The organism is Pseudoalteromonas atlantica (assembly GCA_007988745.1).
Lineage (GTDB): Bacteria > Pseudomonadota > Gammaproteobacteria > Enterobacterales > Alteromonadaceae > Pseudoalteromonas > Pseudoalteromonas atlantica.
The window spans coordinates 20,076-34,908 of sequence record BJUT01000046.1; the positions used below are offsets into that span (position 1 = coordinate 20,076).

Below are 14,833 nucleotides of genomic sequence, written 5' to 3' on the forward strand. Positions count from 1 at the left end.
GAGACGTAGAGCTTGCTCACGTAGAAGCGAAGCTTCTCATAGCTTTATCAAAGGGGTTTAACACAACGTAAAAGCGCTGCTTTTAAACGCCAGTAAGCTGCGCATCTACAACTAATTATTACTTCTTCACTACTGCATGTTTTCTGTGGTGATAAAACCACTTTAGGTGTTTGTTAAAAAATTTACCACCGAGGGCACTGAGAAAAGCTCTTCTCCTTCACTTCTCTGGGTTCTCAGTGGTGACGTAATCGCTTTTAAAACGCCAGCAAGTCGCGCGCTAACAATGTAATATTGAAAAGTTGTTACCAATTTTGCATTTCGACAATACGCGACTGCGTTCGCGCATATTCAAAGCTCAGCTTTTGCCCCTCATACAAAGACTCAACGTGCGCGTGGGCGTTAATAACTAATAACTTGTGGCAATCGTAAAACTCGTCCACCAATGCAATAAAGCGCCGCGCTTCGTCATCTAAATAATGCTCATTGAGGGTTTGTTTTTCGCGTTGATAACTGTCTTCAATACCATGCACTATTACTTTACCTGTTGCGCCTACACCCATTTTTGGTACATTTTCTATATATAAAATATCAAACTGCTTGGCTAAAAACATATAATCGTAAGCGCTACGCGCTCCTGAACAAAGCGCTATAAAATCGATCATTAATGCATTATCTGCGGTTAATAAACACGGTAAGCTGCGGGAGTGTACCTGTAAAATTTGGTTTTCCTTTGCTTGTGGATACTGAGATAAAAACTGCTTTTTAAACTCGCTTATAGGTAAATTAATAAAATAATGGCGGCTATTTTTACCATACCTAAAGCGATGATCATCCTGCCCTTCAACACTAATTACATGGCAAAAATTTTTAATTAAATCGATTGTGGGTAAAAACCGCGCGCGCTGTAGGCCATTGCGATAAAGCTGCTCAGGTTTTGCGTTAGAAGTTGCCACCAGCACTACCCCACTATCAAACAAGGCGTTAAATAACCTTGCCATAATCATTGCATCGCCAATGTCGCTAACAAAAAACTCATCAAAACACAGCACTTTTATATCTTTCGCCCATTGTTTAGCAATTAACGTGAGAGGGTTTTTATGACCTTGTAGCTGGGCAAGTTGCGTGTGTATTTGCGCCATAAAGTGATGAAAATGCAGCCGCTGCTTACGCTCAGTGGGTAAATTTTTATAAAATAAATCCATTAGCATGGATTTACCCCGCCCCACCGGCCCATGCAAATAAACCCCTTTAATTAACGGCGCTTTTTTCCACCAAGGTATTTTTGTGTGTAACTGTATACTTAGGTTATTTAACGCATTTACTGCATTTTGCTGAGCGCTATCAACACACAGTTCACCCGCATCTATTTTTGCTTGGTAAAGCCTTAAAATTTGTGGGTAGTTTACTGACATGGGGTTTCACTATCGGCTATAATCGCCGCCATTGTAGCCGACTAAAAATGTGAACCAAAATGAAATTCCCTTGCCGCTTAGATAAATTTATTAGCCACCTAGCCGAGCTACCACGCTCAAAAGCTCGCGCGGGTATTAAACGCCAAGAAGTGCAAGTAAATGGGGAAGTTGTTAGCGCGTTCGATTTTCAAGTAACCCAGCAAGATGAAGTAACATTTGCTGGTGAGCCTATGGTATTTTTAGGCAAACGCTACTTCATGCTACACAAACCTGTAGGCTACGTGTGTGCCAATGTAGATGAACTACACCCCACCGTATTTGATTTGCTCGATGAGCCAAATATGGCCGACTTTCATGTAGCAGGTCGCCTTGATATAGACACCACCGGCTTAGTACTTATTACTAACGATGGCGATTGGTCGCACCGTATTACCTCGCCAAAGCACAACAAATTAAAAACCTACTTAGTAGAAACACAAGAGCCTATAACCGAAGAAGCATTAGAGCAACTACGCAGCGGCGTACAACTTCACAACGAAAAAGATCTCACCCGTCCAGCTAAAGCAGAAGCACTTGCCACCTACAGCTTACGTTTATCAATCAGCGAAGGTAAATACCACCAAGTTAAACGCATGTTAGCCGCGGTAGGTAACAAAGTGGTAGAGCTACACCGCGAGCAAATAGGTAATATTATACTGGACGAAAACTTAGCAAGTGGAGAGTATAAGGAGTTAACGGCTGAGGAGATTATGTTGCATTCAAAAACATAATTAATAATAATGCTTGTAAGGATTACTATTATAATACCTCTAAATAAGCTCAATCTTATTTAGAATAAATTACTCAAAGGAATGAATATGAAGAATAATACTTCAACTATACAATCTCACTACCCCTTTCCAAATAAAGGAAATAATAAGTGGGGGATTAGATTTAGTGCGAAAGGAACAGCATCACATAAAGTGTATGACCAAAAGGTTATTGTTTTTTCTGCTGATGGTAGCAAGTTAGGCTCGTTCAATGGAAGTAGTACGCCAAACCCTTTTAAACCTAAAGATTCTAGCATTAAAGGGACTGATGCCTATCCATTTGTAAAGGCCGGAACTTACAGAATTAAACAGGGCTCTCACAAGGGCAAACCTGCTTTGGTCGTTAATGGAAATGCTAATGTCCCTACAACAGATATAAACCCTAACTTTCCAAACCAAGGTAGTTTTGCGAATTATATACATGTTCATTGGGGTTATAGTGATACTTGGAAGGGCTCTGCTGGCTGTCCCACAATAGACCCATCACAGTGGAAAAAGTTTTTAAGCATAATACCGAATGGTGAAGGCTTTATAATAATTCCATAAATTGAAGGAACCTCAATGAATAAATTAAATTATTATAATTTAGTAATCTTGATAATTACTTTATCAATAAGCTTTACGACTAGCGCTGTACTAAGCCCTATAGAAGCTGAATACAACTCTAAGCTTCAAGAGTATAATCAAGCAATTATAAATAAAAGTTATGATGATGCATGCATCACAGCAGAAAAACTTTTAGCTATGGATCCTTCGGATACATTTTCTCTATTAAGGCTAACTTACTGTTCAGAAAAGCTAAATGGAAAGTATAAAAAAACAATTGAGTCATACCTTAATCAGGTAGCTCGCTCAAGCAGGCAAGAAATAGAAACTATTGAATTGATAAAGGCAATTAACTCTCATTGATAACCTTTTACAAATCCGCTTGCTTACGATTTTATCTGCACTAAATCAAAGTCAGCCATGCCTGGGACAATCGCTTGCAAGCGTGATTCGGTCACATCGAGTGCGTTTAAACATTCACAGTATTCAGAGGCTTTAAGCTCAAGTTGCTGAGCCTTTTTTTGCAGTGATTTATCTATTTCTTTAGAGATAATATCCATACGTTGGCCCATGTCATTAATGCGGTCTTCAATATTACCTTCGCGTGATTTAAACGCATCACCAAGCGACATTAAAATAGCCCCTAACGAGCCATGTACGGCAGAGTGTATTTGCTGGCTAATTTCTTTAGTGAAAAAATCATCTATTTGCGAGAGCGACTGTGGCGCGATAAAAAAGAAGTCATCACCACGCTTAAATTTGTCCATAAGCGCACGTTCTACGTACTGGAGCTGGGTTTTTAGCACCTCTGGCTCTTTGTCAGACATCCCCTCGACTACATGTTCAATGGCGCTTAAACCTAAGTTAACACCATCGGTAGCCAAATTAACAAGCTCCGGCACCGTATGGCGAATACCATGGCTAAACTGCTCAAGCACTTTGCTTTCTTCAGTGCTTAAATCAACCCAGTAACCTCGAATAAAAAGCTGATTGTTATTATTAATTTGTACGCGTGTTTGGCCTTTATCAAGAATACGTATAACGTCGTCGGTAATTATTAAGCCATGACTAAGCTCAACATCACACTGTGACTGAGCTAGAACTGCAGAGCTTGAAAGTGCTAAACACAACGCCAATATCGAACGAGATAACAACGCCATATACACCTCAACAAGCTAAAAAAGGAAGGCAAGTAGGTTAACAAAAAACCAACTTTATGCAAGAAAATTTAGCGAAGCATATAATGGGATTAATAGGTTAAATATTTTTAATAAAAAGCCGGTGAAGCATTCACATCACCGGCAATTAAATACCTATTCTTGCTATGCCCAATTCAATACGCAATAGCTATAATCATTAGCACAAAGCCATCCACATATGTAAAACTAAAAAGTGTTAAGATGTTGTTCTATTTAGCAAGTTTATTTAAGTATCGAGTAAAGTCATCACCAAGCTTACTATCACGCATGCCGTATTCAACAATCGCTTTTAAGTAACCTAGCTTATCGCCACAGTCGTGAGAACGACCACTCATATGAAATGCTTCAACGGTTTCTTGAGTCATTAGCGCATCAATAGAGTCTGTTAACTGTATTTCACCACCAGCGCCCACAGGCGTTTTAGCAAGTAGCGGCCAAATGCTTTTACTCAATACGTAACGCCCTACTACAGCAAGGTTTGAAGGTGCCTTATCGGCATCTGGTTTTTCAACCATTGTTTTAATTGCCGCACTGTTACCTGGTGTTAGCTGTACGCCGTTAATATCAGCAATACCGTATTTACTTACATCATCTTGTGCTACTGGCTCTAGCATAATTTGACTTGCTTTAGTCTCGTTAAAGCGTTTGATCATCGCGGCTAGGTTTTCAGTTTTTTGATCGGCCGTGTAAGCATCAAGTATTACATCAGGGAGTAATACTATAAAGTCGTCATTACCTACAATTGGCTTTGCACATAAAATAGCGTGCCCTAGGCCTTTAGCTTCGCCTTGGCGTACACTCATTACCGTTACATCAGTAGGACAAATAGAGCGTACTTCTTCAAGTAACGCACGCTTAACGCGCTTTTCTAAGGTTGCTTCAAGCTCGTAGCTGGTATCAAAGTGGTTTTCTATGGCGTTTTTAGAGCTGTGTGTTACAAGTACAATATCTTTAATACCTGCAGATACACACTCACTCACTATGTATTGAATCAATGGTTTATCTACAATTGGTAGCATTTCTTTAGGAATTGCTTTAGTCATAGGTAACATACGTGTGCCAAGGCCGGCAACAGGAATTACAGCTTTCATGGGTAGTCCTTTGTTTGTAAATTAATTATTTTTAAGTTAACAGGTTATATGTAGATGGGGGCTGAATGAGTGTGAAGCTATCAGTTTTTAACTTTCGGCTTTTAACTTTTAAAACTTATTTATAAAAACCTTTATACCACTTTATTAGCTCTCTAACGCCTTGCTTAACATTTACTTGGGCTTTGTAGCCAGTTACTTTAAACAAATCTTGCATGTCGGCATATGTTTTATAAACGTCACCCGCTTGCATTTCGCGAAAGTTTTTATTTGCCTCAATACCAAGCTCGGCCTCAATTGCTTCAATAAACTTCATTAGGTTTATTGGACTCCCATGGCCAATATTATAAATAGCATAAGGAGCAGAGCTAGTAGCTGGCGAACCGCTCTCTACTCTCCAGTCTGGGTTTGCTTGAGGTATAACATCAGCAGCTCGTACAACAGCTTCTACAATATCGTCAATGTAAGTAAAGTCACGCCACATATCACCATTGTTATTTATATCAATAGTATCCCCATCAAGTATCTTTTTAGTAAAAATATACGGCGCCATATCAGGGCGACCCCACGGGCCATAAACTGTAAAAAAGCGCAGCCCAGTAGTTGGTAAGCTATATAAATGAGAATAGCTGTGAGCCATTAGTTCATTAGCTTTTTTAGTCGCCGCATAAAACGATACAGGGTGATCAACACTATCGGTAGTTTCAAATGGCGTTTTTTCATTTAGGCCATAAACAGAGCTAGATGATGCATAAACAAGGTGCTTAACATTGTTATGCCTACACCCTTCGAGTACATTTAGGTACCCCACTAAATTAGAGTCGGCGTATGTATCTGGGTTCTCTATTGAGTAGCGTACGCTCGCTTGCGCAGCTAAATGTATTACTTTATCAAACTGTTGTACTACAAATAACTCGCTCATTACTGAGCGCTCACTTATATCGAGCTTAATAAACGTAAAGTTATCGTGGCTTTCAAACTGCACCAAACGTGCTAATTTTAAATTTACATCGTAATACTCGTTTAAATTATCAATACCTACTACAATATGGCCCGCAGCTAATAATTTTTGACACGTTGCAGCACCAATAAAGCCCGCAGCCCCTGTAACTAAATACTTCATAAAATTCCTAATTTAAGCAAAAAAGCCGCATCAACATACATTTCAGCGGCTTTTAAAAGTAATCTCTAACAGCTATTATCTAATCAATCACTACCAAATAAATCACGTGTATACACTTTATCTACAATGTCGCTAAGCTCCTCAACCATACGGTTAGAAACCACCACATCAGATATCTGCTTAAATTCGTTTAAGTCTTTTATTACGCGCGAATGATAAAACTCGCTCTCTTCAAGAACAGGCTCAAATACGACAACCTCAATACCTTTTGCTTTAATACGTTTCATAATGCCTTGAATAGCAGAGGCTCTAAAGTTATCTGAGCCTGTTTTCATTACTAAACGGTACACGCCCACGATTTTGGGGCTACGCTTAATAATTGAGTCAGCAATAAAGTCTTTACGTGTTGTATTAGCGTCTACAATAGCGCCAATTATATTATTTGGTACACTTTGGTAATTAGCACGCAATTGTTTAGTGTCTTTTGGTAAACAGTAGCCGCCATAGCCAAACGACGGATTATTGTAATGCTTTCCAATACGTGGATCTAACCCTACACCTTCGATAATCTGCTTACTATTTAGCCCATGCGCTTCTGCATAACTATCAAGCTCATTAAAATAAGCAACTCGCATTGCAAGGTAGGTGTTAGAAAATAACTTAATAGCTTCGGCTTCTGTTGAGTCGGTAAATAGCACTTCAACATCTTGCTTAATTGCACCTTGCTTAAGTAAGTTAGCAAAAATAGTTGCGCGCTCGCTTTGCTCGCCCACAACAATACGTGATGGGTGCAAATTATCGTAAAGCGCCTTTCCTTCACGTAAAAATTCAGGGGAAAATATTAAATTTTCAACATTCAGCCGCTGCTTTATATCAGCAGTAAAGCCTACCGGAATAGTCGACTTAATCACCATAACTGCATTAGGGTTATGCGCCATAGTATCTTTAATTACCGCTTCAACAGAACTAGTATTAAAGTAGTTGTTTTCAACATCGTAATCAGTGGGTGTAGCTATAATTACGTAATCAGCGTTTTTATAAGCGGCTACTTTGTCGGTAGTGGCTGTAAAGTTTAAGTCATCACGTGTTAAAAAATCGCTAATTTCTTTATCAACAATTGGTGACTGCTTATCGTTTAAAAGTGCTATTTTTTTTTCGTCAATATCAAGTGCAACCACTTCATTATATTGCGATAAGAGCATAGCGTTTGAAAGGCCTACATAACCTGTACCTACCACTGCAATTTTCATATTAATCCTTTAAAATTAAAAGTTTAAAATTAAGCATTTTTTAATAAGTAGTGAAAGTTCTACTCATAATAGCTTACAAGCTGCTCAATAAAACTAGCGACTTGTGATTTAGGTAGTTCATTAATGCCCGCGGCAGCAGCTCGGCCCCCACCTGTAGCAAACTTACTACATATATCTACAGCACCTTGTTTGTTGTTAAGCGGCGCTCTCACACTTACTAAATAGCTGCCTTTGCTATTAAACGTAAATACTGCATGAGCCTTATTCGGAGACTGATTAGCAAGATCGTTACCTAAAACGCCACTTACCCGGCGAGCCCAAGCCGCATCTTCTAATAAAATTACTTTGGCAGTATCACAATCATGAAGGACTTGTGCATTAGCTGCTTTTTCCATATCGGCTTTATAAGCTCGCTCAAGAGTATAATAAACCGAGCTTTTATCGTTTATTGCATCAAACGGCGATTTATACTGTAAAAGAAGCTCAAACAAACTTTCTGGGGCGAAGTGTAAATCAGCCACTTCACTTCCGTAGCCGTTATAATTTATGTAAGTACCAAACGCTTTTAACTGTGACTTTTGTAAATCGTTTAAATTTAACTTGTCAGCCTCGCTATCTGCTTTAGCAAATAAATTATCACCGTAAGCGGCTGTAATAGCCCATAAGTGAAACTGCTTATCTAGTAAATCACTAACGATTAAGCTGGTACACATATTCGCATCAAGATCGATATGCGCATATAAATTAGCATGATTAGGTATATCGCCAGCTTTATGGTGATCTACGTACATAACACGAGCTCCAGCACTTAAAGCATCGTGAAGCGCAGGCATATTTTTTTCCATTGAAATATCCAACACTCGAATGCAATCACCCTCTTTTGGTGTGATTTTTTGCATTAGTTGAATATCGCGTTTTACCCCTGTTACCTTAATTGTATCGGTAGGGTTAGCTAATTGAAGCTGAAGTAAAGCGATAATACCATCGGCATCACCGTTAAAAATGTCATATTTCATAATACTCTCAAGTACCAAAATAGAAAAAGTATACCAATATAATTAAAGGCAGTTCTTAGGAAAAGCATCTTTATACTATCGGCAAAACAACAAATAATTGCTTTCGCAAGTAAAGCCAAACCAATTGATAAACTTAATACTCAACAGCTGTTAGCTGCTAGTATCTACAATTTTATTTTTTATCAAATAATCTACAATTTGCTCTGCACATTGTTCAATGGTTTGGTCAGCTGTTTTAACATGTATATCGGGGTTTTCGGGCACATCAAATGCTGAACTAATCCCTGTAAAATTTGGTATTTCACCTGCGCGCGCTTTCTTATATAAGCCCTTTGGATCGCGGCTTTCGCAAACAGCTAGCGGTGTATCAATAAACACTTCTACAAATTCACCTTCATTTACTATACTTCGAGCTTGAGCGCGGTCAGCTTTAAATGGCGAAATAAACGCGGTAGATACAATAAGGCCCGCATCTACAAATAATTTAGCAACTTCACTTATGCGGCGAATATTCTCAACACGGTCTTCATCACTAAATGTAAGCCCCTTATTTAAGCCCATGCGTACATTATCGCCATCAAGCAAATAAGTATGGCAGCCTAATGAAAATAGCTTTGCTTCAACAGCATTTGCCACTGTAGATTTTCCTGAACCACTTAAGCCAGTATACCAAAGCAATACAGGCTTATGACCTTTGTGCTGTTGCTTCTGTTTTCTTGACACTGTTTGAGCGTGCCATACTATATTTTCATCTTGGCTCATTGGAATACCCTTGTTCTAAACTATCTAATATATTACTACTAAAAAGTGTTTGCGTGTAGAAGTAAAAAGACTATTGAAAAGCCATGCATATATTTTAACCTTTGCAGCACTCATTTAACTTAACTCAAAACGATTTGACCACCGAGAGCACAGAGGCGCTGCGCGCTACACTGAGAAGGCATTAATAACGCCAGTAAGCTGTACGTATACAAGTAACTATTACTTCTCTTACTCTTCTCTATGTTCTCTATGTTCTCTATGTTCTCTATGTTCTCTGTGGTGATAAAATCACTTTTTATCGTTTATTTAAAAACAAATCTACCACCGAGGACACCGAGGCGCTGCGCGCTACACTGAGAAGATATTAATAACGCCAGCAAGCTGTGGTCTACAAGTAACTATTACTTATCTTACTCTTCTCTATGTTCTCTGTGGTGATAATAATCTCTTAATCACTTTCCAAAACAATTTGACCACCGAGAGCACAGAGGTGCTGCGCGCTACACTGAGAAGGCATTAATAACGCCAGCAAGCTGTACGTCTACAAGTTACTATTACTTCTCCTTCTCTTCTCTGTGTTCTCTGTGGTGATAACAATCTCTTAATCACTTGAATGGGCTTAACCCTAAACAATTTCACCACCGAGAGCACAGAGGCGCTGCGCGCTACACTGAGAAGATATTAATAACGCCAGCAAGCTGCGCGTCTACAAGTAACTATTACTTCTCCTTCTCTTCTCTGTGTTCTCTGTGTTCTCTGTGGTGATAAAATCACCTTCGTTGTTTATTTAGAAACAAATCTACCACCGAGGACACCGAGGCGCTTCGCGATACACAGAGAAAATATTCATAACGCCAGCAAGCTGTGCGTCTACAAGGAATAGTTACTTCTCCTTCTCTGTGTTCTCTGTGTTCTCTGTGTTCTCTGTGGTGATAATAATCTCTTAATCACTTTATGCGTTTAGCCCAAAACAATGTGACCACCGAGGCGCTACACTAAAAAGCAACCGTAATTAATAATGCCAGTAAGTTACTCGCGTAAAATGCCCCTAATTTACACTAAAAGGAAAAAACACAGGCACAAACACCAGCACAACCAGCGCATACACTATGCTAATAGGTAAGCCTATTTTTACAAAGTCGTTTAACCTGTAATTACCTGCATTAAATACCATCAAGTTAGTTTGATAACCATACGGGCTAATAAAACTTCCGCTTGCAGCAAACGCTACCGCCATTACAAAAGGCAACACATCTACACCAAACCCTAAGGCCACGGTATAGCCTATAGGAAACATCAACGCCGCAGCAGCGTTATTAGTTACAAACTCGGTCATTAACCAAGTTACGACATAAACTAATACAAATGCAGTGTACACATACCTAGGGTCATCGAATTGACCTATAAATCCACCTAACGATTCAACCACGCCAGAGTTAACCAGCGCACTCGACAGTAAAAGTGCAGATGAAACCACTAGCCATATATCAATCGGGAATCGTCTTACTAACTCATTAGTAGTTAAACTACGAGTAAATAAAAGGCCCCCGAGCAATAATACTAGCCCCTCTAATAAATCTAGCACTCCAGCAGCCGCTAATGCTATTGTGGTTACAAAGCCCCCAATGGAAAGCCAAGCTCGCCAGCCATTAATTCTACTTTCAGGCTCTACACCAGATAAGGTTAAAAAGTTTTTATTTATATTTGTTCGAGATTTATAATCATCACCCACGGCTAACACTAAAAAGTCACCAGAGCGAATTATTACATCACCTAACTTACCCGAAACCTGTTCACCATCTCGTCTTATTGCCACTACAGCAGCATCAAACAATGCCCTAAATCCCGTAGTTTTAAGCGTGCGTCCTACAATTATACTTTCAGACCGAACAACTACCTCAGTAAGGTTGCTATTTAAAGCACCATTTTTTTCTGCAAAAATTTCTAAACCTGAAAACTGCCCTAGCTGCAATAATTTAGTTATGTCACCGCAAAAAATAAGTCTGTCCGAAGGCTGAATTACTTCCGTCGGTGAAACAGGGCTAATAAGCCTGCCTGATCGCACTATTTCAACTAAAAATAATGATTCCAAATGCCTAAGCCCATTAACCTCAACAGAGCGCCCAACTAACTCAGAACCTGTAGAAACTTTAGCATCAATAAAATACCCCTCTGAAGTAGCATTATTTTGCTCAATACTTGGTAACATTCGGGTGCATAAAAACATAGCTAAACCACAGCAAAGTACCAAAATAGCACCCACAGCAGTAAATGAAAAAAACGATAACGACTTACCCGACGCCTCAATATACATTGAGTTAACGATTAAATTAGTAGAAGTACCTATTAGCGTAAGCGTTCCACCTAAAATAGAGGCATACGATAAAGGTAATAGTAGTTTACTGGCAAAATGGTGGGGGTTATTCCTAATAGGCGAAAGTAACGTAGCCACAACCGCAGTATTATTTAATATAGAAGAAAAAAAAGTGGTAATACCAAACAACCTAAACCAAGTCGAAAAGTAGCTATCAACAATAGTTTTTGAGGCAATAACTCTTAGCAAGCGAGTTTTCTCAAGTGCTAAGGAGCATAAAACAAGCAAAATTAATGTTACAAGGCCAGGGTTTGCAATACTTGTTAAAAACTGATCTTTAGTCACTAAATCGCAAGTGATTAAAGCAATAAGTGTTGCACCAAAAACAGCAACAGGGCGCGTTTGTAAAACAATTAAACCTAAAATTGTAAAAGCAAAAATACAAAGCGTTAGATATGCATCTAATGGCATGGTTAAAGTAGCCATCCTTAGTTAAAAAATTAAAATGCGGGCTCTCAAAGAGCCCGCTATATCTCGAGTAATCTAACGGATTACTTTTGCATCCCAATGAGGAAAGTGCTTACGAACTAACGCATTAAACTCAACTTCAAACGCAGAGTGCTCGCTTTTAGGCTTGTTGCCTTTACCGTTTAATGGCTTACGTATCATACCCGCACCAACCGTTACGTTAGTTAAACGGTCAATCACAATAAACGCACCAGTGTGTTTATTTACATCATATGCATCAAATTGGACGGGCGCTGTTAATGCAAATTGGCAGTTACCAATTTCGTTTAGATTTAATTGTGATGCTTCTTGCTGCTCTAGCGTGTTCACATCAACCTTATAGTTAACAACCTCAGCGTAACCATAAACCGATTTACTTCCAACTTTAATTTCGTATTCACGGTCTACATGAAGAGCTTCTTCAGTCATCCATACTACGTCTGCTTCAAAGCTATCAGCTGAATGTGGCTTTTGGTGCGGACGTACTAGCATATCACCACGGCTTACATCTATTTCATCTTCAAGTGTTAATGTAATAGCCATACCTGCTGATGCTTTTTCTAGGTCGCCATCAAAAGTAACTATTGATTTAACCTTACTCTCTTTACCTGAAGGTAGTGAAGCAATTGTGTCGCCCACTCTAATGTCACCCGCAGCAATCGTACCGCTAAAGCCCCTAAAGTCTAGATTTGGGCGATTAACATATTGCACCTGTAGCCTAAACTCATCGTTTTTCGCATGGTTTACTTGTACAGTATTCAGTAGCTTCATTAACGTTGAACCAGGATACCAGCTCATAGCTTCGCTTTCGTTTACTACATTATCGCCACGTAGCGCCGAAATTGGCACAAAGCGTACATCATCAAACGAAAGATCCTGCGCAAACTCGCGGTAATCTTTTTTGATATTTTGATAAACCGACTGCTCGTAACCTACCGCATCCATTTTATTAATAGCGACAACTACGTTTTTAATACCTAATAAAGAGCAAATATAGCTATGGCGACGTGTTTGCACCTGCACACCGTGGCGCGCATCAATCAAAATAATAGCTAAATCACACGTAGAAGCACCCGTTGCCATATTACGCGTGTACTGCTCATGCCCAGGCGTGTCTGCAATAATAAATTTACGTTGGTCTGTTGCAAAATAACGGTACGCAACATCAATCGTAATGCCTTGCTCGCGCTCAGATTGCAGGCCATCTACTAAAAGAGATAAGTCGAAATCGTTATCAGTGGTATTAAAACGTTTTGAATCCTTTTCAATAGCAGCCATCTGATCTTCAAAAATCATTTTGCTATCATAAAGCAAGCGGCCAATTAATGTAGATTTACCATCATCCACGCTACCACATGTTAAAATACGTAGCATGTCTTTGTTTTCGTGTACTTTTAAGTAAGCTTCAATATCTGTAGCAAGTAAGTTTGTTTCTTGTGACATAATTTTCTCTGAATTTGGTTCGATAATAAATTAGTTACTTTCTAATAGCTTTTTTTACAGCTTTTGATTAGAAGTAACCTTCCATTTTTTTCTTCTCCATAGAACCTGCAGAGTCGTTATCAATTACTCGCCCTTGACGCTCAGAAGTAGTACAAAGCAGCATCTCTTGGATTATCTCAGGAAGGGTTTGTGCTACAGACTCAACAGCACCCGTTAGCGGGTAGCAACCAAGCGTTCTAAAACGAACCATTTTATTTTGTACTTGTTCGCCTTCTTCAAGCTCCATACGCTCATCATCAACCATAATAAGCGTGCCATCGCGCTCAACTACAGGGCGCTCTTTCGCAAAGTATAATGATGGAATTTCAATACCTTCAAGGTAAATGTACTGCCAAATGTCTAGCTCGGTCCAGTTACTAAGCGGGAACACACGAATGCTCTCACCTTTATCTACTTTACTGTTATAAACGTTCCACAGTTCTGGGCGTTGGTTTTTAGGATCCCAGCGATGATTTTTATCACGGAAAGAATAAACACGTTCTTTAGCACGCGACTTTTCTTCATCGCGGCGAGCACCACCAAATGCAGCGTCAAAATTATTCATATCAAGCGCCTGCTTAAGGCCTTGAGTTTTCATAACATCTGTATGCTTAGCACTACCGTGTACAAATGGGCTCATGCCCATTGCTATACCTTCTGGGTTTTTATGAACAATTAGATCAAAGTCATACTTTTCGGCCATTTGATCTCTAAACTGGATCATTTCTTTAAATTTCCAGTTAGTATCAACATGCATAAGCGGAAAAGGAATTTTACCCGGGTAAAATGCTTTACGTGCTAAGTGTAATAAAACCGACGAATCTTTACCTACAGAGTAAAGCATTACTGGATTATCAAACTCAGCTGCAACCTCCCGCATAATATGAATCGACTCGGCTTCGAGCGCCTTTAGATGAGTTAGCTTTTCTTCATTCATGATGTTTTTTCATATCCTAATTTATCAAAATCCATTCGCGTCAATTTTAATGACCGACTTAAAAATTTTATGCACCGGTAGTCTATGTTTAATTACTAGGGCATGCAATGTGTGTATTTATTCAAAGTCGCCTAGCGGTCTATTAAGCAATCGCCAATTTTGGCGTAGACGAAGAACTTGCTCACGTTAAAAGGCCAGCTGCTCATGGCTTCAAAATGTTATAAACACCAGCAAGTTACCCCTCTACAAGTAATAATTGTCTCTATTTATCTTCCCTGTGGGGATAACCTCTTCATCACTTTGTGTATTTAGGCTAAAAATTTTTACCACCGAGGATACAGAGGCGCTGCGCGCTACACTGAGAAAGATCTTCTCCTTCTCTTCTCCG

Annotated in this window: 13 protein-coding genes; 3 read left to right on the forward strand and 10 right to left on the reverse strand. The window is 39.3% G+C overall.

The window, feature by feature from the left end; all coding sequences use genetic code 11:
• Window positions 1-302 precede the first annotated feature (302 nt).
• Window positions 303-1,412 carry a cell division protein ZapE gene (gene zapE, locus PAT01_RS15810; RefSeq protein ID WP_154945792.1) on the reverse strand — a complete coding sequence of 370 codons (1,110 nt, stop codon included), beginning with the start codon at window positions 1,410-1,412 and terminating at the stop codon, window positions 303-305.
• Between the two features lie 59 nt (window positions 1,413-1,471).
• On the opposite strand from zapE, the gene rsuA reads away from it, so the two are divergent.
• The 3 genes from rsuA to PAT01_RS15825 all read left to right on the forward strand — a co-directional run bounded on the left by rsuA (window position 1,472) and on the right by PAT01_RS15825 (window position 3,130).
• Window positions 1,472-2,182, forward strand: a complete 711-nt coding sequence (rsuA, locus tag PAT01_RS15815; RefSeq protein ID WP_138579209.1) for a 16S rRNA pseudouridine(516) synthase RsuA — start codon at window positions 1,472-1,474, stop codon at window positions 2,180-2,182.
• A gap of 87 nt (window positions 2,183-2,269) precedes the next feature.
• Window positions 2,270-2,767, forward strand: a complete 498-nt coding sequence (locus PAT01_RS15820) for a hypothetical protein (RefSeq protein ID WP_096739074.1) — start codon at window positions 2,270-2,272, stop codon at window positions 2,765-2,767.
• Window positions 2,768-2,782: 15 nt separating this feature from the next.
• Window positions 2,783-3,130, forward strand: a complete 348-nt coding sequence (locus tag PAT01_RS15825) for a hypothetical protein (RefSeq protein WP_096739073.1) — start codon at window positions 2,783-2,785, stop codon at window positions 3,128-3,130.
• 23 nt (window positions 3,131-3,153) lie between these two features.
• On the opposite strand, the gene PAT01_RS15830 is transcribed toward PAT01_RS15825, so the two are convergent.
• The 9 genes from PAT01_RS15830 to cysD all read right to left on the reverse strand — a co-directional run bounded on the left by PAT01_RS15830 (window position 3,154) and on the right by cysD (window position 14,445).
• Window positions 3,154-3,927 (reverse strand): YggN family protein, encoded by a 774-nt coding sequence (locus PAT01_RS15830; protein ID WP_138579207.1) that lies wholly within the window; start codon window positions 3,925-3,927, stop codon window positions 3,154-3,156.
• A 248-nt stretch (window positions 3,928-4,175) separates the two neighbouring features.
• Window positions 4,176-5,057: a UTP--glucose-1-phosphate uridylyltransferase GalU gene (galU, locus tag PAT01_RS15835; RefSeq protein ID WP_138579205.1), complete on the reverse strand. Its 882-nt coding sequence runs from the start codon at window positions 5,055-5,057 to the stop codon at window positions 4,176-4,178.
• 115 nt (window positions 5,058-5,172) lie between these two features.
• The gene (locus tag PAT01_RS15840) at window positions 5,173-6,177 is read right to left on the reverse strand and encodes an NAD-dependent epimerase (protein WP_138579203.1); all 1,005 of its coding nucleotides are present in this window, start codon (window positions 6,175-6,177) and stop codon (window positions 5,173-5,175) included.
• An 83-nt stretch (window positions 6,178-6,260) separates the two neighbouring features.
• On the reverse strand, window positions 6,261-7,427 hold the full coding sequence (locus tag PAT01_RS15845) for a nucleotide sugar dehydrogenase (protein WP_096739069.1): 1,167 nt from the start codon (window positions 7,425-7,427) through the stop codon (window positions 6,261-6,263).
• Window positions 7,428-7,486: 59 nt separating this feature from the next.
• Window positions 7,487-8,443 carry a DHHA1 domain-containing protein gene (locus PAT01_RS15850; RefSeq protein WP_096739068.1) on the reverse strand — a complete coding sequence of 319 codons (957 nt, stop codon included), beginning with the start codon at window positions 8,441-8,443 and terminating at the stop codon, window positions 7,487-7,489.
• A 150-nt stretch (window positions 8,444-8,593) separates the two neighbouring features.
• A complete protein-coding gene (cysC, locus tag PAT01_RS15855; protein WP_096739067.1) occupies window positions 8,594-9,205 on the reverse strand; it encodes an adenylyl-sulfate kinase in 612 nt (203 codons plus the stop codon).
• A gap of 1,048 nt (window positions 9,206-10,253) precedes the next feature.
• Complete coding sequence (locus PAT01_RS15860; protein ID WP_138579920.1) at window positions 10,254-11,990, reverse strand: SLC13 family permease; 1,737 nt, start codon at window positions 11,988-11,990, stop codon at window positions 10,254-10,256.
• 72 nt (window positions 11,991-12,062) lie between these two features.
• Window positions 12,063-13,469 carry a sulfate adenylyltransferase subunit CysN gene (gene cysN / locus PAT01_RS15865; protein WP_138579921.1) on the reverse strand — a complete coding sequence of 469 codons (1,407 nt, stop codon included), beginning with the start codon at window positions 13,467-13,469 and terminating at the stop codon, window positions 12,063-12,065.
• A gap of 67 nt (window positions 13,470-13,536) precedes the next feature.
• On the reverse strand, window positions 13,537-14,445 hold the full coding sequence (gene cysD, locus PAT01_RS15870; RefSeq protein ID WP_029773230.1) for a sulfate adenylyltransferase subunit CysD: 909 nt from the start codon (window positions 14,443-14,445) through the stop codon (window positions 13,537-13,539).
• Window positions 14,446-14,833: the final 388 nt, after the last annotated feature.